18 protein-coding genes and 6 tRNA genes are annotated in these 23,535 nt (G+C 50.8%); 20 read left to right on the plus strand and 4 right to left on the minus strand.

The window, feature by feature from the left end; genetic code table 11:
* The first annotated feature begins 97 nt into the window (after positions 1–97).
* The 8 genes from tig to PsAD5_RS13185 all read left to right on the plus strand — a co-directional run bounded on the left by tig (position 98) and on the right by PsAD5_RS13185 (position 8,662).
* The gene (gene tig, locus PsAD5_RS13140; RefSeq protein ID WP_063292446.1) at positions 98–1,444 is read left to right on the plus strand and encodes a trigger factor; all 1,347 of its coding nucleotides are present in this window, start codon (positions 98–100) and stop codon (positions 1,442–1,444) included.
* Between the two features lie 348 nt (positions 1,445–1,792).
* Positions 1,793–2,428 (plus strand): ATP-dependent Clp endopeptidase proteolytic subunit ClpP, encoded by a 636-nt coding sequence (gene clpP, locus PsAD5_RS13145; RefSeq protein WP_063289033.1) that lies wholly within the window; start codon positions 1,793–1,795, stop codon positions 2,426–2,428.
* 257 nt (positions 2,429–2,685) lie between these two features.
* Positions 2,686–3,951 (plus strand): ATP-dependent Clp protease ATP-binding subunit ClpX, encoded by a 1,266-nt coding sequence (gene clpX, locus PsAD5_RS13150; protein ID WP_057461785.1) that lies wholly within the window; start codon positions 2,686–2,688, stop codon positions 3,949–3,951.
* Positions 3,952–4,411: 460 nt separating this feature from the next.
* A complete protein-coding gene (gene lon, locus PsAD5_RS13160) occupies positions 4,412–6,841 on the plus strand; it encodes an endopeptidase La (RefSeq protein ID WP_063289030.1) in 2,430 nt (809 codons plus the stop codon).
* Between the two features lie 191 nt (positions 6,842–7,032).
* On the plus strand, positions 7,033–7,308 hold the full coding sequence (locus tag PsAD5_RS13165; protein ID WP_008546789.1) for an HU family DNA-binding protein: 276 nt from the start codon (positions 7,033–7,035) through the stop codon (positions 7,306–7,308).
* A gap of 256 nt (positions 7,309–7,564) precedes the next feature.
* Positions 7,565–7,640, plus strand: a tRNA-Val gene (locus PsAD5_RS13175).
* A 33-nt stretch (positions 7,641–7,673) separates the two neighbouring features.
* Positions 7,674–7,749, plus strand: a tRNA-Val gene (locus PsAD5_RS13180).
* A 430-nt stretch (positions 7,750–8,179) separates the two neighbouring features.
* Positions 8,180–8,662: a hypothetical protein gene (locus tag PsAD5_RS13185; RefSeq protein ID WP_057461782.1), complete on the plus strand. Its 483-nt coding sequence runs from the start codon at positions 8,180–8,182 to the stop codon at positions 8,660–8,662.
* Between the two features lie 92 nt (positions 8,663–8,754).
* On the opposite strand, the gene PsAD5_RS13190 is transcribed toward PsAD5_RS13185, so the two are convergent.
* From PsAD5_RS13190 to PsAD5_RS13205, 4 genes are all read right to left on the minus strand, one after another.
* Complete coding sequence (locus PsAD5_RS13190; RefSeq protein ID WP_063292448.1) at positions 8,755–9,972, minus strand: peptidoglycan-binding domain-containing protein; 1,218 nt, start codon at positions 9,970–9,972, stop codon at positions 8,755–8,757.
* A 505-nt stretch (positions 9,973–10,477) separates the two neighbouring features.
* Entirely contained in the window at positions 10,478–11,677 is a 1,200-nt protein-coding gene (locus PsAD5_RS13195; RefSeq protein ID WP_193778152.1) for a peptidoglycan-binding domain-containing protein, read from the minus strand.
* 382 nt (positions 11,678–12,059) lie between these two features.
* A complete protein-coding gene (locus PsAD5_RS13200) occupies positions 12,060–13,322 on the minus strand; it encodes a hypothetical protein (protein WP_063292450.1) in 1,263 nt (420 codons plus the stop codon).
* 181 nt (positions 13,323–13,503) lie between these two features.
* Positions 13,504–14,622: a peptidoglycan-binding domain-containing protein gene (locus PsAD5_RS13205; protein WP_063292451.1), complete on the minus strand. Its 1,119-nt coding sequence runs from the start codon at positions 14,620–14,622 to the stop codon at positions 13,504–13,506.
* A 380-nt stretch (positions 14,623–15,002) separates the two neighbouring features.
* On the opposite strand from PsAD5_RS13205, the gene PsAD5_RS13210 reads away from it, so the two are divergent.
* The 12 genes from PsAD5_RS13210 (at position 15,003) to nuoG (ending at position 23,523) form a co-directional block, all read left to right on the plus strand.
* A tRNA-Asp gene (locus tag PsAD5_RS13210) sits at positions 15,003–15,079 on the plus strand.
* A 60-nt stretch (positions 15,080–15,139) separates the two neighbouring features.
* Positions 15,140–15,216: transfer RNA gene (locus PsAD5_RS13215), tRNA-Asp, on the plus strand.
* Between the two features lie 45 nt (positions 15,217–15,261).
* A tRNA-Asp gene (locus tag PsAD5_RS13220) sits at positions 15,262–15,338 on the plus strand.
* 47 nt (positions 15,339–15,385) lie between these two features.
* A tRNA-Asp gene (locus PsAD5_RS13225) sits at positions 15,386–15,462 on the plus strand.
* Between the two features lie 664 nt (positions 15,463–16,126).
* Positions 16,127–16,492, plus strand: a complete 366-nt coding sequence (locus PsAD5_RS13230) for an NADH-quinone oxidoreductase subunit A (RefSeq protein ID WP_057465615.1) — start codon at positions 16,127–16,129, stop codon at positions 16,490–16,492.
* Positions 16,483–17,067, plus strand: coding sequence for a NuoB/complex I 20 kDa subunit family protein (locus tag PsAD5_RS13235; RefSeq protein WP_057465614.1), 585 nt, complete (start codon positions 16,483–16,485; stop codon positions 17,065–17,067). Before PsAD5_RS13230 ends, PsAD5_RS13235 begins: the two co-directional genes overlap by 10 nt.
* A 100-nt stretch (positions 17,068–17,167) precedes the next feature.
* The gene (locus PsAD5_RS13240; RefSeq protein ID WP_057465613.1) at positions 17,168–17,770 is read left to right on the plus strand and encodes an NADH-quinone oxidoreductase subunit C; all 603 of its coding nucleotides are present in this window, start codon (positions 17,168–17,170) and stop codon (positions 17,768–17,770) included.
* A gap of 14 nt (positions 17,771–17,784) precedes the next feature.
* A complete protein-coding gene (locus PsAD5_RS13245) occupies positions 17,785–18,969 on the plus strand; it encodes an NADH-quinone oxidoreductase subunit D (RefSeq protein WP_063292452.1) in 1,185 nt (394 codons plus the stop codon).
* The gene (gene nuoE, locus PsAD5_RS13250; RefSeq protein WP_057465611.1) at positions 18,969–19,769 is read left to right on the plus strand and encodes an NADH-quinone oxidoreductase subunit NuoE; all 801 of its coding nucleotides are present in this window, start codon (positions 18,969–18,971) and stop codon (positions 19,767–19,769) included. Before PsAD5_RS13245 ends, nuoE begins: the two co-directional genes overlap by 1 nt.
* A gap of 3 nt (positions 19,770–19,772) precedes the next feature.
* Positions 19,773–21,074, plus strand: a complete 1,302-nt coding sequence (nuoF, locus tag PsAD5_RS13255; RefSeq protein WP_063289021.1) for an NADH-quinone oxidoreductase subunit NuoF — start codon at positions 19,773–19,775, stop codon at positions 21,072–21,074.
* 5 nt (positions 21,075–21,079) lie between these two features.
* The gene (locus tag PsAD5_RS13260; protein ID WP_063292453.1) at positions 21,080–21,430 is read left to right on the plus strand and encodes a pentapeptide repeat-containing protein; all 351 of its coding nucleotides are present in this window, start codon (positions 21,080–21,082) and stop codon (positions 21,428–21,430) included.
* Positions 21,427–23,523, plus strand: a complete 2,097-nt coding sequence (gene nuoG / locus PsAD5_RS13265; protein WP_063292454.1) for an NADH-quinone oxidoreductase subunit NuoG — start codon at positions 21,427–21,429, stop codon at positions 23,521–23,523. Before PsAD5_RS13260 ends, nuoG begins: the two co-directional genes overlap by 4 nt.
* The last annotated feature ends 12 nt before the right edge of the window (positions 23,524–23,535 follow it).

The following is a 23,535-nucleotide window of genomic DNA, read 5'->3' on the forward strand; positions in this document are numbered from 1 at the left end:
TTTTCCCCCCTTCGAAATTGGTGTTATGTTTACCGTGCTGGGACAAACCATATTGGTTTGTCGGTACGCGTCCTAAATCAAGGACGAAGCAAAGACCATGCAGGTATCAGAAACCCTGGCCGAGGGCCTAAAGCGCGAACTCAAAGTCGTTATCCCGGCGACGGATCTGGCGACCCGCCTCGATGAATATCTTAATGACATGAAGTCAAAGGTAAACATTAACGGCTTCCGTCCGGGTAAAGTTCCAGTTTCTCATCTCAAGAAAGTTCATGGCCGTCAGGCAATGGGTGAGCTGATCGGTAACCTGATCAACGAAACCACTGCTAAGACCATTGAAGAGCGCAAAGAAAAGCCAGCTCTTCAGCCAGAAATCGATCTTTCTGACGATGATGCTGAGAAAGTTTTGGCTGGTGAAGCAGATCTCGCTTACACCATCTCCTATGAAGTTCTGCCACAGTTCGACATCGTAGATTTCTCTGCGATTGAACTTGAACGCCCAATCGTTGAAATTTCCGAAGACGAAGTTGACGAACAGGTTAAGCAGATCGCAGAAAGCAACCGTCCATTTGAAGCGCGCGAAGAAGGTGCTGCTGCTGAAGACGGTGACCGCGTTACCATGCATTACCTCGGCAAGCTTGACGGCGAGCCATTTGAAGGTGGTGAAGATGAGAACGGTCAGCTGGTTCTGGGTTCTGGTCAGTTCATTCCTGGTTTTGAAGAGCAGATCGTTGGCCTGAAAATCGGTGACAAAAAAGTCATCGACGTGACCTTCCCTGAAGAATACGGCGCAGCAAACCTTGCTGGTCGCGCAGTTACCTTCGACATCGACGTTAAAGGCATTGAAGCTGCTGGCGAAGTTTCCATTGATGATGAAATGGCAACCAAGCTGGGTCTTGAATCCCTTGAGAAGCTGAAAGAAATCGTTCGTGGCCAGATTGAAAGCCAGTTCGGTGCAGCTACCCGTCAGAAAGTAAAGCGCGCTCTGCTGGACAAGCTGGACGAAGAGTACTCCTTCGAGCTGCCTGAAAAACTTCTGGAAACAGAATTTGACGGTGTTTGGAAGCAGGTTGAAGCTGACATGCAGCAGTCCGGTAAAACCTTCGAAGATGAAGAAACAACCGAAGACGAAGCTAAAGCTGAATACCGCAAGATCTCTGAGCGCCGTGTACGTCTCGGTCTGGTTCTTTCTGAAGTTGGTGAGCAGAACAAAGTTCAGGTTACCGACGAAGAAGTTCAGAAGGCTCTGTTCGACCGCGTTCGTCAGTTCCCAGGTCAGGAACAGCAGGTGTTCGAATTCTACAAGAACAACGAACAGGCTCTCGCTTCCTTGCGTGCCCCAATCTACGAAGAGAAGGTTGTGGACTACATTCTGGAACTCGCGAAAGTTTCCGACAAAGTTGTGTCTAAAGAAGAGCTGATGGCTCAGGACGAAGACGAAGCATAATTGTTGGGATTACCCAAGAATTTCGGAAAGGGGGCCTTGTGCCCCCTTTTTCTTTTTTGACATCTTGAATTTTGAGGTGGAAAGCCGAAATATCTGAAGCCGTCTTAAGTGCATAGGCCCAATGTGGTCTTTAAGCTCCCTTATAATTGGGATAAGACTATCGGGTCTTATGGAAACACTCCATAAACCTTGTGGCTTTACCTTTTGGCAAGTGCCTTTAAGACAAGGGCGACATCCCGTGGGTGGGCGTGGCGCTTTTTTCGACATAAGTTTCTTGCAGGCTTACCGGAATGCCGGATAAGATACCGAGCTTTACGAAGCTTTCTGCATATTTAAAATGGATGACGCATGACCGATCCTGTTGAGTATTTCACGAACAGCCTGGTGCCAATGGTTGTAGAGCAAACCAACCGGGGTGAGCGGGCCTATGATATCTTCTCAAGGTTGTTGAAGGAACGTATTATCTTCCTGACCGGTCCTGTGGAAGATACTGTGGCTACACTGGTGTGTTCCCAGTTGCTTTATCTGGAAGCGGAAAACCCGAACAAAGAAATTGCGCTTTATATCAATTCCCCGGGTGGTGTAGTGACCAGTGGTCTTGCTATTTATGACACTATGCAGTTTATCCGTCCGAAGATTTCAACTCTTTGTATTGGTCAGGCTGCAAGCATGGGTTCCCTGCTTTTGGCTGCTGGTGAAAAGGGTATGCGCTTTTCTTTGCCAAACAGCCGCGTCATGGTTCACCAGCCTTCCGGTGGTTTCCGCGGGCAGGCGGCAGACATTATGCTGCATGCACAGGAAATTCTGAAGCTGAAGCGTCGCCTCAATGAGATCTATGTTTCTCATACAGGTCAGACTCTTGACGCTGTTGAAGAAGCGCTTGAACGTGATAACTTTATGAGTGCAGATGCGGCGAAAGAGTTCGGTCTGATTGATAACGTTATCGAAAATCGCGAGAGCTTGAACGTTATCGAACCAGCTTAAAGCCGGTTTTATAAAGTAACTCGCGCGCAAGTTTTTTTAACAGGGAATGAACTTTGCGTGCGAGGCTTAAAGGAATGTTGATTATTGCGAGCCAAATATCGCATAAGAGAATGGCTATTAGTGATTTCCAAAGCTTCCCTCTGGAAGCGGAACACAAAACGCGATAAGTCAGTAGAACGTCGCGGCGAAAGTATCGCTGTCGAACTAAGAATTCTAACAGGGGCTGTGTCCCTTGAAACGATGCGGGGTTATATCTCATGAGCAAAGCCAGCGGCAGCGACAGCAAGAATACGCTTTACTGCTCGTTTTGCGGAAAAAGCCAGCATGAGGTCCGTAAGCTGATTGCGGGTCCGACCGTATTCATCTGCGATGAGTGCGTCGAGCTCTGCATGGACATTATTCGCGAAGAAAACAAATCTTCGCTTGTGAAGTCTCGTGATGGGATTCCGACACCTCAGGAAATTCGTGGTGTTCTTGATGATTACGTGATTGGTCAGGGCCGAGCCAAAAAGGTTCTGTCTGTAGCGGTTCATAACCACTACAAGCGCCTGAATCATGCTTCCAAGAACAACGATGTTGAACTTGCTAAGTCCAACATCCTTCTGGTTGGTCCTACCGGATGTGGTAAAACCCATCTGGCACAAACGCTCGCCCGAATTCTGGATGTTCCGTTTACGATGGCTGACGCAACCACGCTGACTGAAGCGGGTTACGTTGGTGAAGACGTTGAAAATATTATTCTGAAGCTACTTCAGTCCGCAGACTACAATGTTGAGCGTGCGCAGCGCGGTATTGTCTACATCGATGAGGTGGACAAAATTACCCGCAAGGCAGAAAACCCATCCATCACCCGTGACGTTTCTGGTGAAGGTGTTCAGCAGGCACTGCTGAAGATCATGGAAGGGACTGTTGCCTCTGTTCCGCCGCAAGGTGGTCGTAAGCATCCGCAGCAGGAATTCCTGCAGGTCGATACAACAAATATTCTGTTTATCTGCGGTGGTGCATTTGCTGGTCTGGACAAGATCATTTCTGACCGTGGTCGCAAAACCTCTATCGGCTTTGCTGCTTCTGTGCTTGCACCTGAAGATCGCAAGACCGGCGAGTTGTTCTCAGAGCTTGAGCCTGAAGATCTGCTGAAGTTTGGTCTTATTCCTGAGTTTGTTGGCCGTTTGCCGGTTATTGCAACTCTTGAAGATCTGGATGAAGACGCTTTGGTGTCCATCTTGAGTGAACCTAAGAATGCGCTTGTTGCGCAGTACCAGCGTTTGTTCGAAATGGAAAACGTAGAGCTGACCTTCCATGAGGACGCTCTGAAGGCAGTTGCCCGACGTGCGATTGAACGTAAGACCGGTGCTCGCGGACTGCGTTCTATTCTGGAAGCAATTCTGCTGGAAACCATGTACGAGCTTCCTGGCCTTAAGGGTGTGAAGGAAGTTGTGATTTCCGGTGAGGTGGTCGACGGCGATGCGCGTCCTTTGTACATTTACGAGGATCGTGCGGAGAATTCAGCAACCAGCGCGTAAGGCGATGGGGACTGATGAGCCAGTAGGCTTCGCTCACGGGTATTGAGTTTAATTTGGGCGGTAACTTCTTGAAAAAAGTGCCGCCCATTTTTTGTCTCATGTGTCTAGCATGATGATGCGTATGAGTGTTCTGCGTAAACGCGAACCAAGACCGGGAAGGATGGTGTTCCAGCTTAAGTGTGAGGACGATCAAACGGTGTTATACGCTCCTGATAACAGGAAAAAAGCTTATAATATCAACAGATCGCTGAAAGACTTGGAAGCGGAGTGCTTGACACTTGGAGGCGGTGTCTCCACCTAATAGGTCTAGTTCGCAGCTTGGCGAATTTGTTTGTGCCCGTTTTGGGGCGAGTGAATTCGGCCCTCGAAATTCTACGAGTGCCCTAAGGGCCTTAGTCGATTTTTATGTTGCGCTTTTTCGTAGCTTTCGTTGGAAAGCTGCAATTTGAAAGGAATAGAGATGGCTGACAATGAAATGCGCCCGGAAGAAGAGACAGAAAACTCTGTTTTTCCTGTTCTCCCACTGCGCAACATCGTCGTATTCCCTCATATGATCGTGCCGCTGTTTGTAGGGCGCGAGAAATCGATCCGTGCTCTGGAAGAGGTGATGGAGTCTGATAAGCAGATTTTGCTTGCGACCCAGATGAACGAGGCGGATGACGATCCGGATACCGATCAGATTTACAAAGTCGGTACTCTTGCAACAGTTTTGCAGCTGCTGAAGCTGCCAGATAACACCGTAAAGGTTTTGGTTGAAGGCGGTGCACGTGCCGAAATCGGCAAGTTCACTGATCGCGAAGACCTTTATGAAGCAGAAGCCGTTATTCTTGATGAAGCTGGCGGTGACGAGGTTGAGGTCGAGGCTCTTGGCCGTTCAGTGATTTCCGAGTTCGAGAACTATGTGAAGCTGAACAAAAAGGTGTCTCCTGAGGTTCTCGGCGCCGTTAATCAGATTGATGACTTCTCGAAGCTTGCTGATACCATTGCATCCCACCTTGCTGTGAAGATCCAGGACAAGCAGGAACTGCTTGGCACTGTGGCTGTCACCGACCGCCTTGAGAAGGTGCTGGGCATGATGGAGAGCGAGATCTCCGTTCTGCAGGTGGAAAAGCGCATCCGCTCCCGCGTGAAGCGCCAGATGGAGAAAACCCAGCGCGAGTACTATTTGAATGAGCAGATGAAGGCCATTCAGAAAGAACTCGGCGATGGTGAAGATGGCCGTGATGAACTTGCTGAGCTGGAAGAGCGCGTTGCGAAGACGAAGCTGTCCAAGGAAGCTCGCGAGAAGGCGAATGCTGAGCTGAAGAAGCTCAAGCAGATGAGCCCGATGTCTGCGGAAGCGACAGTGGTTCGCAACTACCTTGACTGGCTGATCGGCATTCCGTGGAGCAGGAAGTCCAAGGTTAAGCATGACCTCACGCTTGCTGAGAAGGTTCTGGATACCGACCACTTTGGCCTTGAGAAGGTCAAGGAACGCATTGTGGAGTACCTTGCAGTGCAGAAGCGCGCGAACAAGCTGCGCGGCCCTATCCTGTGTCTTGTTGGCCCTCCAGGCGTTGGTAAAACGTCTCTTGGTAAATCTATCGCGAAAGCAACCGGACGTGAGTTTGTGCGCATGTCTCTCGGTGGCGTGCGTGATGAGGCTGAAATTCGCGGTCACCGCCGCACTTACATCGGCTCCATGCCGGGTAAAGTCATTCAGTCCATGAAGAAAGCGAAGAAGTCCAACCCGCTGTTCCTGCTCGATGAGATCGACAAGATGGGCATGGATTTCCGTGGCGATCCGTCTTCCGCTCTGCTTGAGGTTCTTGACCCAGAGCAGAACGGTAGCTTCATGGATCACTACCTCGAAGTGGAATACGACCTATCCGACGTCATGTTTGTGACCACAGCCAATACGCTGAACATTCCGGGTCCACTGATGGACCGTATGGAGGTCATCCGTATTGCTGGTTACACTGAAGATGAGAAGATCGAGATCTGCCGTCGTCACCTGTTGCCAAAGGCTGTGAAGAACCACGGTCTGAAGGATGGTGAGTTCGAAGTGTCTGACGGCGCTTTGCAGAAGACCATCCGTCTTTACACCCGTGAAGCTGGTGTGCGTAACCTTGAGCGTGAGATGAGCACTCTGGCCCGTAAGGCTGTGAAGGACATTCTGGTCAACGACAAGAAGACCATCAAAGTGGATGAAGAGCTGATTGAGGAATACCTCGGTGTGCCTCGCTTCCGCTTCGGCCAGGTTGAAGATGAAGATCAGGTTGGTGTTGTCACCGGTCTGGCGTGGACTGAAGTGGGCGGCGAGTTGCTGACCATTGAAGGTGTCATGATGCCAGGTAAGGGCAAGATGACCGTAACCGGCAACCTGCGTGATGTGATGAAAGAGTCCATCTCTGCTGCAGCCTCTTACGTTCGTTCCCGTTCTGAGGACTTCGGCATTGAACCTCCGCTCTTCGAAAAGCGCGAACTGCATGTTCACGTTCCAGAAGGGGCTACTCCAAAGGATGGTCCATCTGCTGGTATCGCCATGGCGACAACTGTTATCTCCGTGATGACCGGTATTCCGGTTCGTCGTGATGTGGCGATGACAGGTGAGATCACACTGCGTGGCCGCGTGCTGCCAATCGGTGGTCTGAAAGAGAAGCTTCTGGCTGCTCTTCGTGGTGGCATCAAGAAGGTTCTGATCCCAGCGGATAACGCGAAGGATCTGGCTGATATTCCTGACAATGTGAAGAATGAATTGGAAATTATTCCAGTCGCTCGCATGGACGAAGTGCTTGAACATGCTCTTGTTCGTATGCCTGAAGCCATCGAATGGAGCGAAGAGGAAGAAAAGTCCAGCTCTGAAGCACTGGTCAAAGATGACAAGGGTTCAGGGGTCGTCGCACACTGAACCAGAGCGTCTGCTTGTGGATACAAAAGCCTCGGACAAGTTCCGGGGCTTTTTTTGGTTGATACTACACAGAAAATGGCCGTTTTCTGCGGTTTGCGGCTTGATTTGAACGCAATTTCGCACGAATGTCCGATTCAGGAGTGCAGCGCGAATCTAAAGCATTCCCCACGTTATTTTAGAAAGGGACTGTCATGAACAAGAATGATCTGATCGGGGCCGTTGCGGAAAAAACTGGCTTGACCAAAGCACAGGCAGGCGAAGCAGTAGAAGCATCTTTCGAAGCAATCACTGAAACCCTGAAGAGCGGCGATGAAGTTCGGATCATCGGATTTGGCAACTTTTCCGTTTCCGCTCGTGCGGCAACTGAAGGCCGTAATCCACGCACAGGCGAAACCATTCAGATTCCGGCTTCCAAGACGCCGAAATTTAAAGCTGGTAAAGGCCTGAAGGACGCGGTCAACGCCTAATTGGGCTTGTTCGTTTTGGGTTTAAAAGTCCCTGTTGTTCATTGGAGCGGCAGGGACTTTTTTTATGCGCTCATTTCTGATGGGTTGTCGGTTTTTTACTGTGACGACAAGCCTTTGTTTAATCAGGTAATTCACAGGATGGATGGCAGCTCCAAGTTTTTTGCTGGTAATGTCGTTTTTTTCAATCTCAGGCCTTGCCAAGGGTAGGGAGGGCGGCTAAATAGCTCCCCACGCCACACGGCGTACCACCCTGCGGGGGCGATTAGCTCAGTTGGTAGAGCGCTTCGTTTACACCGAAGATGTCGGGAGTTCGAGTCTCTCATCGCCCACCATTCTCTTTTTGAGGATGTTCAACGCTCCAGGATGGGCGATTAGCTCAGTTGGTAGAGCGCTTCGTTTACACCGAAGATGTCGGGAGTTCGAGTCTCTCATCGCCCACCATTCCTCTTAGAGGATTTCAAGTCTCCCGGAGATCCGCGGAGGCTTTTTTGTTGTTTACTCTCCTGAAAATTACCGAGGACGGCGCTGTTAAGCTTAAGGCGGCGTTTCGGCAATTGGTTTCTCAAGGCTGTAGGGCAGGGTGCTAATCTGAGCGAAAACCAAAGGGTGATCTCAGGATCTTATAGCTAAGCTTGCTGCAATAGCCTGTGGAGCTTATTCGCTTAGCGTGCTCTCGTTTTGTCAACTTTTTGAGAGCCGCTTTGCCCTTAAATGAGTGAAGTCCTGGTGTTCGGTTGGAAACAATCGTGTAGGACCTGCTCAAGAGCCGTTATTGCGCTGCTAAGTGTGCCGTAGATAACAGCTTGTATGACTGAGATCGTTTTTAACTCCGCGTGGCAATCAAGTATAACTACGTGGAGGCATGCGCCGTATGAGTGGTTCAAGTCATAAGCACCCTATCTGTCCGCCACTTGTGTGGCACACTCTGGTCACCATCCTTCTGGCAGGCATCGTTGCAGATGTAAGCTGGGAGATCTGGGCGCGCTATATCACGCCGTTCTGGGTTGGTGGTCCACTACAGCCAGCTGCACTTGTGCAGTCGGTCTTTGGTTTCAGAAGCCTTTTCTGGGCTGAAGTCATCCACGCCGTCGTTGGCGTCGTCTTTTATCCTATCGGATACCTCTATATTGCTCGTCCGCTGGCACGTGTGATCATTCCGCCGCTGCCATGGTGGGTTGTTGGTCTTTGCTATGGCGTTGGTCTTTGGGTGTTCGCGCTTTACATCATGGCGCACATCTTTGCTGGTCTTCCACCGTTCCTCGGCTTCATTCAGCTGACATGGGCGTCTCTGGTTGGTCACATGATCTTTGGCTTCATGACCGCCCTGATCGTGCGCATTCGCCACGGCTGGTAACGGCAGTTTTAAGCTGAACTAAGAAAAGGCTCTGATATGAAAATATCAGAGCCTTTTTTGTGTCTAAGCCAGTTTTGGCTTCAAGGATGTTGTCAGAAGGTCAAGTCTTTGGTTTTTTCGGTCGTTGCACCGAAGATATCTGTCTTCTTATGGAGGGCGGACTGGATTGGTTTGGCTGAATAAAGCACAATATCCAATCTACTCGCCGGGTCTTTATCGTCAATCTCGATTGCATAGAGGTAAGAGCATGACTTTGCTGCGGCTAAAAGTTGCTGCACTTCCCGTGGTGTCTTCAGTGTTGACAGAGCCAGAGATGAAGGACTTTGCTGATAGTTTGTGAGACAGTGGGCTGAGCTTGCCTGGATCATGTTGTTTTGATTGATGAGATTTGGATAAGCAGAGGCTATTCTATGTTCAATTTCTTTCCGCGGAACAGGTTCAATAAAATGAACGGAACGCTGGATTGCATAGACAGATCCGTCAATTGAACCGACGGTGATCTGATCTTTCAAACTTTTTGTTGTGCGGGTACAGCTCACAGTGCCAGTTTTAATCTGGCAGTTGGAGTAGCCTTTCTTTGTCAGATTTTCCGCAGTTCCTGCAAATGGAGCGCCTGTGGTCATCCCGTGAATGCTTGGCATTTTTCCAGCGGTCTTCACAGGATCTTTTTTTCTTGCTTCCTTTGCTGGCTGGTCAGTTTTCTGAGGCTGTTTTTTCGAATTGAGGTTCGAAGTTTTTTCAACCAGAGCAGCAATCTCTACGTTAGTTAGTTTTCCTGTGGCGGGATGATTGAGGGAGGTTTGGAAGCGGGAGATCGCATTGCGTGTTTTTTTGCCAGGAATGCCATCGGGTTTCCCTGCGTTGTATCCAAGACTATTCAAACGAACCTGAATACCACGAGTTTGAGGTGAACCGACCTTGCGTTGGTTTTGGGATGGCTTGCGTGTTTGGGTCTGTGCGGGTTGGTGACGGGGAGTGGCCTGAGGGATTACAACGTGCGGCACTTCTATATAAACGTCCTCTACATAGATTTCGTCTACGTAGATATCCTCCTCATAGAAGTCATCGTAGTCGTCGACATAGATATCTCCGTTGTCATCAACATAGAGGTCTGGTTCGTCTATATAGACCTCTTCTATATAGACTTCCTCCACGTAGACGTCATCGCTGATCGCTTCATCTGCCACAATTGCGCCCGCAACGCCGAGGCCAAGACCGAGCAGAAAATCTTCCTCACTGGCGTTTGACTGTGTGGTCAGCAGGCACAAGCTTGTTGTCGTAGCCAGTAGAAATTTTGTGGCAGTTTTCATCGCAGAATCCCTCATTGTTCTTGGTAAAGCATGCCTTGCTTTGCAGCTGCATGATTTGGTTTTCAGTTTTTGTCTTAAGCGTTCGTGGCCGCGTTGGGTGTGCCGCAAGTGACTCGAATATTGGCAGAGCAGTGAATGCGTAGTGAGTGCTGCAGGAGGAGGGCCAATCCAAACGCAAGAAGCTCCCCGAAGGGCCGATTTGACACGCAATTGTGAAATCAGATCTTGAGGAGCTTCTAATGCTGTTGTGCAGAGGGTCGATTTTTCCTGTTTTTGGAACTTTTGAAAGGCCTACAAAAGGAGATGCTTGTTGGCTGCTCCTGGTTTGGTTTGGAACATGCTGGTCTTCCAGCGTTCTTTGGCTTCATGACCGCCCTGATCGTACGCATTCGCCATGACTGGTGAGCTTCTTAAAGCTTTGATGCAAAATAAAAGGCAGCTTCCCTGAGGAAGCTGCCTTTTTTGTTTGGCTTGTGTCGTATTGGTGCTCAGCTTAGATGGAGCATTAGAAGGTCAGGTCTTGTGCTGGCTTTGAGGAAATCTGGAACGCACCCTTGCGGTTTTCAATCGCATCCTTGATTGGCTTGCTGCTGTAAAACACGAGGCGTATGCCACTCACAGTGTCTTCTCCAAAGACTTCCAGGCTGTGGTAGTCATTACAGTTGTCTGACAGCTGGCGCAGCGCTTCTGCGTTGGATGGTTTCTCCAGAGCCTGCTTCAGGAGCTCGCCGCTGTTGTTGACGTAAGTAATGCGACAGGTTTTATCCTGTGTGGCAGTCATATTCTCAAAATGCGTGAGCACCGGGTAGGCGTCCAGCAGCTTGCCCATGATTGCAGCGCGGGGAGCCGGGTTTTTGAAGCTGACTTCACGTTGCAAGCCGTAGATGTTTTCATCCTGAGTAAGCACACTTACGGTTTCAGAGAGTGTGTCTTTCTCCAGTGAACACACAGTCTTCGTTTCATCCACTACGCACCCCTGGTATCCGACTTTTTCCAGCAGGCCTTGCACGTCATGCTCAAAGCGCTCAACGGTTAAGCCGTGAATTGACGGGAGATTGGCCGGATCAAGAGCGGGATGCTTCGAGGTGGTCACCGCGACTTGTGTCTCGTTTTTGGGAGACACGTTTGGAGTGACATTTACCACCTGAGCGTTGTTGGTTGCGTTTGAACCGGGGGTGACAGGTATTGTAATGTTGATTTGCTGCGATGGTGCGGCTGTTGCAACTGGTGCTACTACTGGCGTTGGTGCAACGATCGCCACAGGTATTGGGGCCGTGGCTGCAACCGGCGCTGGGGGAGAGGTTGCGACAGGTGTTGGCGCTGCTGGCTGTTGTGGTGTTGTCAGTTCATAGAGCTTGGCAATTTGTCTGTTATCGAGCTTACCATTTGCATAAGCGCCGATGGAAATTTGGAATTGGCGTATGGCGTTGCGTGTGCGGCGGCCTGAAACGCCGTCTGGTGTGCCCACATCAAAGCCCAGCATGCTCAGGCGTAGCTGGATGTCCTGTGTCTCAGCTGAAAAACTACTTCTTTTCCGTGTTGTTCGTTTCTGCGTCTGAGCTGGGGCGCTCTTTTTAGCACCGTTTACAATAGCGCTACCAATAATGCCTGCACCGAGGCCGAAGATGAAATCCTCAGAGCCTGCACGGGCGGCGGTGGTGCTGATTGCTAAAGAGAGGCAGAGAGCAGAAGTAAGCTTAGTCATTTTGCGCATTTTGTTGCCTTGCACACTTATAAAATCAAAAGAAAGACGGGAAAGATCCGCTTGCAGCAAATTTATCTCAAACTCTAAAAAATGTAAGTTGAAATAAATTAATTATTTCACTCCTAGGTTGAGATTTTTAAATGCTGATATTTTTGGGTATGCGGGTAAGTTCGATGCCTATCTGATGTTTCTTGTAAGCTTTCCGTGAATGTACTTCATGCGAGAAGGTTTGTTTCAGGCAATGATTTAAGGTGTTGGCACTCTGAAAAGGCACTGAAGCAAACCCCTGGAGACTTGTTGATGCACAAAAAAGCAGCTTCCCTGAAGAGGCTGCCTTCTTTGTCTGGTAGCTCTTGAATTGCCTTGATGGTTCAGGATTGAGCTACTTCACACCCCAGATGGTCAGTTTGACTTGTTCGTTTTCGCCGATGAGGGCTACGACGAAGTTTGCGTTGTAGTTCTGAATGGGGCGAAACTCAGCGATGGCGACGTCGTAGTATTTGCCGTTGATGCGGCCTGAGACGTCTTTGTCATAGGTGGTGCCAGCGTGATCCCATAAGTGGACCTCCATTCGCTGCTTGCCACGGTTTTTTGGGTTTCGTTTGCAGAAGGTGTCAAAGCCCAGGTGGCTGCTGACCAGATAGTTGCCATTGCCGATCACTTCTACGGCGACTTCCTTCGCGACGCCTCCGCTGCCCTGAAACTCACGCTCAGCCCTTCGGCGGAGGTACTGGGTGCCGTCGGTTCCGATATCCCATTCGATTAGCTTGCCACGCCCATGGGGTTCTTTGTGTATGGTCTGGCCCAAACATTTATGCCCTGTTTTGAACTCGCTGGGGCCTTTGCTTATTGATAGGGTGATCCATCGGCCATTCGGAGTGCCATCGGCAGCAGTAATTGCGGCTTTCTGAATTTGGCCCATGCTTACAAGTGTTGGTCCGCGTTCAATTACGGATGCGTTCTGGCGTTTGCGAAGGCGGGTAACTCTCAGTTTTCCATCACCATCGCGGAAGGCGAGGAGATTTGCAGTTCCGTCACTTAAGGTGAGTTGGTCGGCGGAACCTAAGAAGTTGTATGTTCCTTTTTCGTCTAGTACTTTTTCCGGCGAATTATTGGCGTTTTTCAACTTGTAGGCTCTGGCAAACAAAGTGCCATTTTTGCGTTGAGCAACAACCATGGCAGCCGAACCGGAACTTGCAGAAGTGACTTCTGTCACCTCTGGCCCTGGAAGAAAACTACGATAAGTTATCGTGCCGTTTCCTGTGATCTTCCAGAGAATGACCCTGAGCTTGTTGCCTCCATCAATGACGGGCGTGATGAAATGGGTGTCGTCGATCTTTGCGACGGAAACACTGCGCGCTTTGCCTCGATTGACCAGATCTACTGGTGTTGTGACATTGGACTGCCATGTAGAGATAACGAGATTATCTGCTGAGTCTGATGCGACGAGGATGTATCCAAGAGAACCGTTAGCATCATAGCTTGCCGCCTCAATTTCTTTGGCGAGAAACGGAAAGGTATAGGATGTCTTTTCATACGAGACGTGAGGTTTGAATTCTTCGAGTTTATGCAGCGAGGCTGAAGTGGCTGATGTTGCGCACAGACACAGTGCAGCCAGCAGGGCGAGCGCTTTTGCTTTGAACATTCTGGAGCTCCCAAAAGGACAAATTTGCGGGTGAGCAGAAATGAATTTTTGAGGCTACTTTAACTGTGTATGTAGCAGGAATAATCCTTACTTGTGGGGAGTGAATCCTGACGAGGGAGGTTGGAGGCATCTGCTGTATTGGCCCCAAATTATCTGAGGCCAATACAAAGGCATAGGCTGATCAGAACTTTAGCTCGTCAGCGGCTTCGGATTTGGTTTGGAAAATGCCGGTTTGCTCTTCTTCTGCAAGTTGGATGGGGTGGCCGTCGTAGAGGGTGATGCGCATGGACTTGAGGTTGCGGGTGCCTTCGAGCTCAATGGCGTAGAAGTTACGACAGTTTTCGGTGAGTGTCAGAAGCGTTTCAGGGTCGGATGGATTGGCCTCTGCAGGTGCTAATAAACTAGCCCCATCGCCAGTGTGGTGCTCCAGGCAGGTCTTGGAGCTGGACGTTGTCATCTTTTTGAAGCGGGTGAGGTTGGGGTAGGCCTCTGCCAGTTTGGTTAGGACTGCAGATCTTGGAGCGGCAGTCTTGAAGCTCACAGTGCGGCTCAGTCCGTAGATGATGTTTCCAACCTTATTGACGCTGACGGTTTCCTCAAGGTTCTTGGTTGCTTTCTTGCAGATGGTCAGTCCGGTTGTCTCTACGCATTCCTCATAGCCTTCTGTTTTTAGAAAGCCCGCAGTTTCGTCACTGCGCATGCCAGTGATCAGACCATAAATGTTAGGTGGATTTTTGGGGTCTAGCGCAAGCTTGTTTTCTTTTGGGATCCTGACTGTTGCTTTTTCCGCCTCCGAGTACCCGCCGGGATTGGATTGGGGGAGGGGCGGTTGAGCTGGTGTTGGTTGCGCCTGATCAATCTGGGTTTTCTGATAGCGTTTCTTTTGCGTGCGGGTGTAAAGCTCTTCCAGTTGAGACTGTGTAAGCCGCCCGGTTGCCACATAACCAAGGGTGCTTTGAAACCTGCCTATTGCGCGCAAGGTGCGTTTACCAGCTACACCATCTGGAAACCCGGCGTTGTAGCCGAGCAGGTTGAGGCGATACTGGACGTCCTTCAGCTGAATGCGACTGAGAGCCACTGTATGCTGAGTTGCGATGCGGGGAATGCTGCGCGCCTGCTGCGATTGTGCGGTGACGACATGTGGGGTCGGTTGTTGAGCTGCGGTGTGATCTATGATCGTGTTTCCGATCGCTCTTACACCGAGCCCGATGATGAAGTCCCCTGTATCAGCCCGAGTGGGTGAGGGGATTGCGACAGCTGTTGTTGCTACGAGAGCAAGCGCTTTGAAAAATGTGCCCATAAAACCGGTCCTTGAAATGAATTGGACTGTCGACTTTTTTGTATTTTGATTGAGATGATTGTTCCTGACTTTATCGCAGGAGCCGCCCCGCGCTAAGTAGAATTACGAGATTTGACTTTTTTGAGGCGGTTTTCGAATTTTCATTGATGGCGAATAAGATTTTTTTCAGGGCTAGCCAAAAAGTCCTTGAGCCCAGAAGGGGATAAAATGGGTGATATGCAGTCCTGTTTTCCACATCTGAACGCATTTCGAGGCCAATTTTCACAGTGAAAACAAGTTATTCAGGAAAAACTCGCAAAGTCGATCCAACTTCGCTTGACTTGGACCCGCCCCCGCCGTAAATCAGCGCCACCAACAACGACACAACGTTGCTGACCTAAGCGGGTGTAGCTCAGTTGGTTAGAGTGCCGGCCTGTCACGCCGGAGGTCGCGGGTTCGAGTCCCGTCACTCGCGCCACTTTTCCTTAGGAGAAGCGGCGCAGGAAAGCAAAGTGTTGTTGAAGGTAGTTTGGATTGAGCGGGTGTAGCTCAGTTGGTTAGAGTGCCGGCCTGTCACGCCGGAGGTCGCGGGTTCGAGTCCCGTCACTCGCGCCACTTCCTTTGGGAAGAGGTGTTCAGTCCAAGCAAACTGTTATAGCTGCGGGTGTAGCTCAGTTGGTTAGAGTGCCGGCCTGTCACGCCGGAGGTCGCGGGTTCGAGTCCCGTCACTCGCGCCACTTCTCTTTGAGAAGTAGCTGCTGTAACAAACATATAAATGAGAGTTGCGGGTGTAGCTCAGTTGGTTAGAGTGCCGGCCTGTCACGCCGGAGGTCGCGGGTTCGAGTCCCGTCACTCGCGCCACTTTCATTTTACGTACGAAAAGCACGATGTTCGCTTTGAATAGCGCATCGTGCTTTCGTGTATTCTGGCTCATCTTCTCTGAGCTTTATTGCATTATCTGCCCATGTCTTTTGCCAAAGCTTTGCTGTCTTATAATTAGGGTAGGGGAGCTGTCTTAAATCGCGGATTTAGCGGACAAGTTTTTGCGGGCAGGGACTTAAAGTGTAGCAAGTAGTGCCGGGTCATGGGTATTGCCCCGCGACTCTTCAATTGAGACATTTTGACTATTTACGCAGAACTACGCAGGAAAATGCACCAATTTTATTGTCCGATTTTAAGTCTTGAGTAGTTTTCCCAAGCAATTGTTAGAAAACGGCATTTTTCTATTTTAATATGAGTATTTTACTCATAATATATATCTCTAGGTTTTTAGCGGCTTTTTAGTGCCCGCCTCTCGAGAATGTGATCTTCTCGCGGCGTAAGGCACTCTTTCCGACCCGATTTACTCCGTTGTAAGGTCTTGCGCAGATGGTGGGGCTAAGCTAATCGTGCGTTGCGGTGCGACTAGATACACCGGATCCTAGGGTGTCCTTCCAAATCTTACGCCCTACTTTCTGCCGTGTGTGCAGTGCACCAAGAGTTTTATTGGTCGCATGACCTGTTACGTCCAGGGACGGATATACAAATGGAAGACCTCCTCAGGGAGTACATCCCGATTGTCGTCTTTATCGGTGTTGCCCTCGTTATTGGCCTCGCGCTTCTCATTGCCCCGTTTATCGTAGCTTTCAAGAATCCAGATTCTGAGAAGCTCTCCGCTTACGAGTGCGGCTTTAATGCCTTTGATGACGCGCGTATGAAATTCGACATCCGGTTTTATCTGGTATCGATCCTCTTCATCATCTTTGATCTCGAAGTTGCTTTCCTCTTCCCATGGGCTGTTGCTTATGGAGGACTGGGCTGGTTTGGCTTCGTTTCCATGATGATCTTCCTGGGCGTGCTCACGATTGGGTTCATCTATGAATGGAAGAAGGGAGCGCTGGAATGGGATTGATCTCTGACGGCTCCAAGCCTCTTGTCTCTGAAGCTCCAAAAGGGATCATTGATCCCAACACAGGTCGCCCGGTGGGCGAAAATGATCCGTTCTTCATGAATGTGAACAACGAGCTTTCTGATAAAGGTTTTCTGGTTACTTCCAGTGAAAGTCTGATTCAGTGGGCACGTACCGGTTCGCTCATGTGGATGACGTTTGGTCTTGCCTGTTGTGCAGTGGAAATGATGCAGATGTCGATGCCGCGTTATGACGCAGAGCGTTTCGGCTTTGCTCCTCGTGGCTCCCCACGTCAGTCTGACGTGATGATTGTTGCAGGAACACTGACCAACAAAATGGCACCTGCGCTGCGTAAGGTTTACGACCAGATGCCAGAGCCTCGCTATGTGATTTCCATGGGATCATGTGCAAATGGCGGCGGTTACTACCACTATTCCTATTCTGTTGTACGCGGATGTGACCGGGTTGTTCCGGTTGACATCTATGTGCCGGGTTGTCCTCCAACTGCTGAAGCGCTGCTTTATGGTGTGCTGCTGCTGCAGAAGAAGATCCGCCGTACGGGTACGATTGAAAGATAAATTACAGGTCGTGCACTTTCGTGGTGCGCGGCCTTATCGACATTGCTGGCATGGGGTTCCTTGCCATTTGTGAGATGTCCAACCTATAGGAAACAAGGTAATGGACGAGACGCTTAGCGAACTCGGTGAATTTATCGAGCTAACGCTTGGAGACAAAGTTAAGGGCTGGTCGGTTGCTTATGGCGATCTGGCTCTTAATGTGTCCCATGATCAGATTATCAATGTTTTGCGTTTCCTGCGCGATGACGCGCGGTGCGGCTTTGTAGCATTGGTTGATATTTGCGGTGTGGACTGGCCAGCTCGGGAAAAACGTTTCGACGTTGTGTACCACCTGCTTTCCCCCGTTCAGAACTTGCGCGTTCGCGTGAAGGTTCAGACAGATGAGGCCACTCCGGTTCCTTCTGTTATCTCCATTTTCAAGGGTGCTGAATGGTTTGAACGTGAAGCCTACGATATGTACGGCATTCTGTTCACCGGTAACCCGGATCTGCGGCGCTTGCTGACTGACTACGGTTTTGACGGTTTCCCGCTTCGTAAGGATTTTCCTCTGACAGGTTATGTAGAGGTTCGTTACGACGACACCAAAAAGCGTGTTGTTTATGAGCCTGTGCAGCTTACTCAGGAATTCCGTAGTTTTGATTTCCTCTCACCGTGGGAAGGTACTGACTATGTGCTTCCTGGTGATGAAAAAGCATCGAACTGAGGCACGGGTAGAGAATGGCTGAGGCTCAGGTACGAAACTTTAATATTAACTTTGGTCCGCAGCACCCTGCGGCGCACGGTGTGCTTCGTCTGGTTCTTGAACTGGACGGTGAGGTGGTCACGCGCGTTGACCCGCATATCGGTCTGCTGCACCGGGGTACTGAAAAACTGATCGAGCACAAGACCTATCTTCAGGCTGTGCCTTACTTCGACCGGTTGGACTATGTAGCACCAATGAATCAGGAGCATGCTTTTGCTCTTGCAGTTGAACGTTTGCTGGGCATTGAAGTGCCAAAGCGCGGTCAGCTGATCCGTGTGCTTTACTCTGAAATTGGGCGTTTGCTGTCACACCTTTTGAACGTGACCACGCAGGCGATGGATGTTGGTGCGTTGACACCGCCGCTGTGGGGCTTTGAGCCTCGCGAAGAGCTTATGGCGTTTTATGAGCGCGGTTGTGGTGCTCGTATGCACGCGGCTTATGTGCGTCCGGGCGGCGTGCATCAGGATCTTCCTGCACAGTTGCTTGAGGACATGTGGAACTGGTGTGATCCGTTCCTCAAAACCCTTGACGACATTGAAGGCCTTCTGACTGACAACCGTATCTTCAAACAGCGTAACGTTGATATCGGCGTTGTTGATCTTGATGAAGCCTGGGCTATGGGCTTCTCCGGTGTGATGGTTCGTGGGTCCGGTGCGAAGTGGGATTTGCGCAAGTCGCAGCCTTACGAGTGCTACGATGAGATGGAATTCGACATTGCAATCGGTAAGAACGGTGACTGTTACGACCGTTACCTGATCCGCATGTTTGAGATGCATCAGTCTGTTCGCATCATTAAGCAGTGTCTGGAGATGCTGGGTAAGGAAACTGGCCCTGTTTCTTCAGCCGATGGTAAAGTGGTTCCACCAAAGCGCGGTGAAATGAAGCGCTCCATGGAAGCTCTGATCCATCACTTCAAGCTTTACACCGAGGGTTATAAAGTCCCTGAAGGCGAGATTTATGCAGCCGTTGAGGCGCCAAAAGGCGAATTCGGCGTGTATCTCGTTTCTGATGGAACCAATAAGCCTTACCGCTGCAAGATCAAGGCTCCTGGCTTTGCTCACCTGCAGGCGTTGGATTACCTGTGCCGCGGCCATATGTTGGCTGACGTTGCCGCTGTCATCGGTTCCATCGATATCGTATTTGGGGAGATTGACCGGTAATGTCAGTGCGTCGTCTTCATCACGAACAGCCAGAGTCTTTTGAGTTCTCTCCAGAAAATCTGGAATGGGCGAATAAAGTTATCGCGCGTTACCCGGAAGGGCGTCAGGCATCTGCTGTCGTACCAATTCTGTGGCGTGCGCAGGAGCAGGTTGGTTGGGTGACCGAGCCAGCGATCCGTGCGATCTCTGAAATGCTCGATATGCCTCGCATCCGTGTTCTGGAAGTGGCAACCTTCTACACCATGTTCCAGCTGCAGCCGGTCGGCAAAAAAGCACACATTCAGGTGTGTGGTACGACCCCTTGTCAGCTGCGTGGTTCTGAAGAGCTTATCAAAGTTTGTAAAAGCAAGATCTCTGAGACCCCTCATACTCTTTCCGAAGATGGAAACTTCTCCTGGGAAGAGGTTGAGTGCCTTGGTGCTTGTGTTAACGCGCCGATGGTGCAGATCTTCAAAGACTTCTATGAGGATCTGGATGTTGAGAAGTTTGAAAAGCTTCTTGATGACATTGCAGGCGGAAAGCCGGTTCTGCCGGGCCCTCAGGGTGTTGACCGTATCTTCGCGGCGCCAGAGGGTGGTCCAACCACATTGCTGAACATTGAGGACACCACAAAGGGTGCACCTCAGGAAGCTATCGTTGTTGACGGTTCCGATGCAGCGTCACGGCACCATGCAGGTGCTGCTCTGAATACTGGCGGTGCTGGTTATACTGGTGTTCCTCGTCCAGCTGAGGCTGGTGTTGCGGAGTTCTTGGAGAGCCACCGCAAAGCTCAGGAAGCCAAAGCGAAAGGTGAGGGGTAAGCGATGCTGAACGATTCCGATCGTATCTTCACCAATATCTATGGTCTGCATGACTGGGGGCTCGAAGGAGCTCGTCAGCGCGGGTCATGGTCTGGTACCAAAGACATTATTGACAAAGGTCGCAGCTGGATCATCGACGAAATGAAGACTTCCGGTCTTCGTGGTCGTGGTGGTGCAGGCTTTCCGACTGGCCTGAAGTGGTCCTTCATGCCGAAGGAAAGCGATGGTCGTCCAGCCTATCTCGTGGTCAATGCAGATGAGTCCGAGCCGGGCACCTGTAAAGACCGTGAAATCATGCGTCATGATCCTCACCATCTGGTTGAGGGCTGCTTGCTTGCTGGTTTCGCGATGGGTGCTATTGCGGCGTACATTTACGTGCGCGGCGAGTTCATTCGTGAACGTGAGCGTCTGCAGGCTGCGATTGATCAGGCATATGATGCTGGCCTGATCGGCAAGAACAACAAGAACGGCTACGACTTTGATATCTACGTGCACCACGGTGCAGGGGCTTACATTTGCGGTGAAGAAACTGCACTACTGGAAAGTCTTGAAGGTAAAAAAGGTCAGCCGCGTCTGAAGCCTCCGTTCCCTGCGAACATGGGTATCTATGGCTGCCCAACCACAGTGAACAACGTGGAATCCATTGCTGTTGCTCCGACAATCTTGCGTCGTGGTGGTGCATGGTTCTCCGGTATTGGCCGCGAAAACAACGCTGGCACAAAGCTGTTTTGTGTTTCCGGACACGTGAATAAGCCTTGTACCGTTGAAGAATCCATGGGTATTCCGTTCAAAGAGCTGATTGAAAAGCACTGCGGTGGCATCCGCGGCGGCTGGGACAATCTGCTGGCGGTTATTCCGGGTGGTTCCTCTGTTCCTTGTGTGAAGGGCGAAGAGATCCGCGACGCCAAGATGGACTTTGACGGTCTGCGCGAAGTTGGCTCTTCCTTGGGTACTGCTGCTGTGATCGTGATGGACAACTCCACGGACATCATCAAAGCGATTGCCCGTCTGTCCTACTTCTACAAACATGAGAGCTGCGGTCAGTGTACGCCGTGCCGTGAAGGTACGGGCTGGATGTGGCGCGTGATGGAGCGGATGGTCAAGGGCGAGAGCTCTTATGAGGAAATCGACATGCTGTTCAAAGTAACCAAGCAGGTGGAAGGTCATACGATCTGCGCGCTTGGTGATGCGGCGGCGTGGCCTATTCAGGGTTTGATCAAAAACTTCCGCCCTGTGATTGAAGATCGGATCGATCAGTACGTTGCTACGCAGCGCACACCGACCGACAAGATTGCAGCGGAGTAGGGGATATGAAGATCAGAAATGAGAAAAAACGTCTGGATGTGAATGAGAGCGACCTTTCAGGTTCCGTGTTTGATGACTGTGTCCTTTCCGGATGCTCCTTTAATAACGTGAACATGTCTGGTGGCCGCATCAACGACGTTAATCTTTCAGGCTGGTCTATCCTTGATGCAAACCTTTCTGGTTGGTCAGTCGAGAAAGTCAATCTTTCTGGGCTGATCCTTGAAAATGCCAATCTGGCTGGCGCTAAACTCAAAAGCTGCCGGCTTGAGGGCATGACCATCGATGGAATTGAAGTGACTGAGCTTCTTGAAGCTTATCGGGCTAAAGAAGCTAAGGGTGAGGATGCCAACGCATGACCAAGCTTGTCGTCGACGGCAAAGAAATTGAAGTTCCTGCGGAATATACCGTTATGCAGGCCTGTGAAGAGGCCGGTGCGGAAATTCCTCGGTTCTGTTTTCATGACCGGCTTTCAGTAGCCGGCAACTGCCGCATGTGCCTTGTAGAAGTAAAGGGCGGACCGCCAAAGCCGGTTGCCTCTTGTGCAATGGGCGTGCGCGATCTGCGTCCGGGACCAGAAGGCCAGCCACCAGAGATTTTTACAAAATCTCCTATGGTGAAAAAAGCGCGTGAAGGTGTGATGGAGTTTCTCCTGATCAACCACCCGCTGGACTGCCCTATCTGTGACCAAGGCGGTGAGTGTGATCTTCAGGATCAGGCCATGGCTTACGGTGTAGATAGTTCCCGTTATGCGGAAAACAAGCGCGCAGTTGAAAATAAATATGTCGGTCCGCTTGTGAAGACGATCATGACACGCTGCATTCATTGCACGCGCTGTGTTCGCTTTACGACCGAGGTTGCCGGTGTTTCTGAGCTGGGCCTGATTGGCCGCGGTGAAGATGCCGAGATTACCACTTATCTTGAAGAAGCGCTTTCCTCCGAGCTGCAGGGCAACGTGATTGACCTTTGCCCTGTTGGTGCTCTGACTTCCCGCCCATACGAGTTCAATGCTCGTCCATGGGAATTGGTGAAGACAGAAAGCGTCGACGTGATGGACGCTCTTGGCTCTGCTATCCGTGTGGATACACGCGGTAAAGAAGTCATGCGCATCATGCCTCGCCTCAACGAAGAGGTGAACGAGGAATGGATCTCCGATAAAACCCGCTTCATCTGGGACGGTCTGAAGACACAGCGTCTGGATCGCCCGTATGTGAAGCAGGGGGGTAAGCTGGCTCCTGCGAGCTGGACTGACGCTCTGAACGCGGTTGCGGCCAAGGTGAAAGCGGCTGGTGGTTCTAAAACTGCTGCGATCGCTGGTGACCTTGCAACTGTTGAAGAGATGTTTGCTCTGAAGGCTTTGATGGAGAGTGTTGGTTCCGCCAACATGGATTGCCGTCAGGATGGTGCACAGCTTGATCCATCGCTTGGTCGGACAACCTATCTGTTTAACTCTTCCGTGGAAGGTATTGAAGACGCTGACGTAATTCTTCTCGTGGGTGCTAACCCACGTGTTGAAGCGCCTGTTCTCAATGCTCGCATCCGCAAGGTGTGGCGTCATAGCGGTGCAAAAGTTGGTCTGATTGGCCAGCCTGCAGACCTGACTTATGATGTGGATTACCTCGGTGCTGGTCCGGACACTCTGGCGGATCTTGCTTCTGGCAAGAATGCATTTGCAGACGTCCTGAAGAACGCGAAGAATCCAATGATTATCGTTGGTGAAGGCGCGATTGCCCGTGAAGACGGTGCTGCTGTGCTGGCTGCTGCTGCCAAGCTTGCTGAAAGCGTTGGTGCTGTGAGCGATGAGTGGAACGGCTTTAACGTTCTGCACACTGCTGCCAGCCGCGTTGGTGGTCTGGATATCGGACTTGTTCCGGGTGAGGGCGGTCTGGATACTGGTGGTATTCAAGACGCAGCTGCCAAAGGAGACCTTGATGTTGTGTTCCTGCTTGGCGCAGATGAACTGGACATGTCTTCCTTCGGTGATGCGTTTGTTGTTTACATCGGTACCCACGGTGACCGCGGTGCACACCGCGCTGACGTTATTCTGCCAGGTGCTGCTTACACCGAAAAACCAGGGACATTTGTGAACCTGGAAGGCCGTGTACAGCTGGCAAACCGCGCTGCATTCCCTCCTGGTGATGCTCGTGAGGACTGGGCGATCATTCGTGCGCTTTCCGGTGCACTTGGTAAGCCGCTTTCCTTCAACAGCTTTGCGCAGTTGCGCGGTGCTGTTGTTGAGGCCGTTCCTCATATGGCGAATGTAAATTGCATCGCGACCGGTGTTGCTTCGGATGTTTCCAAGCTTACCGCACGCGGTGGTGACATGAATGGTGCCGGTTTCGCACAGGCATTCAATGATTTTTATCTAACCAACCCGATTGCCCGAGCTTCAGCGGTGATGGCCGAGTGTTCCGCACTTGCCATGCAGCGCCGAGCTGAGGCGGCGGAATAAGGGGACGGTGAG

This window comes from Pseudovibrio sp. Ad5, from assembly GCF_001623095.1.
Lineage (GTDB): Bacteria > Pseudomonadota > Alphaproteobacteria > Rhizobiales > Stappiaceae > Pseudovibrio.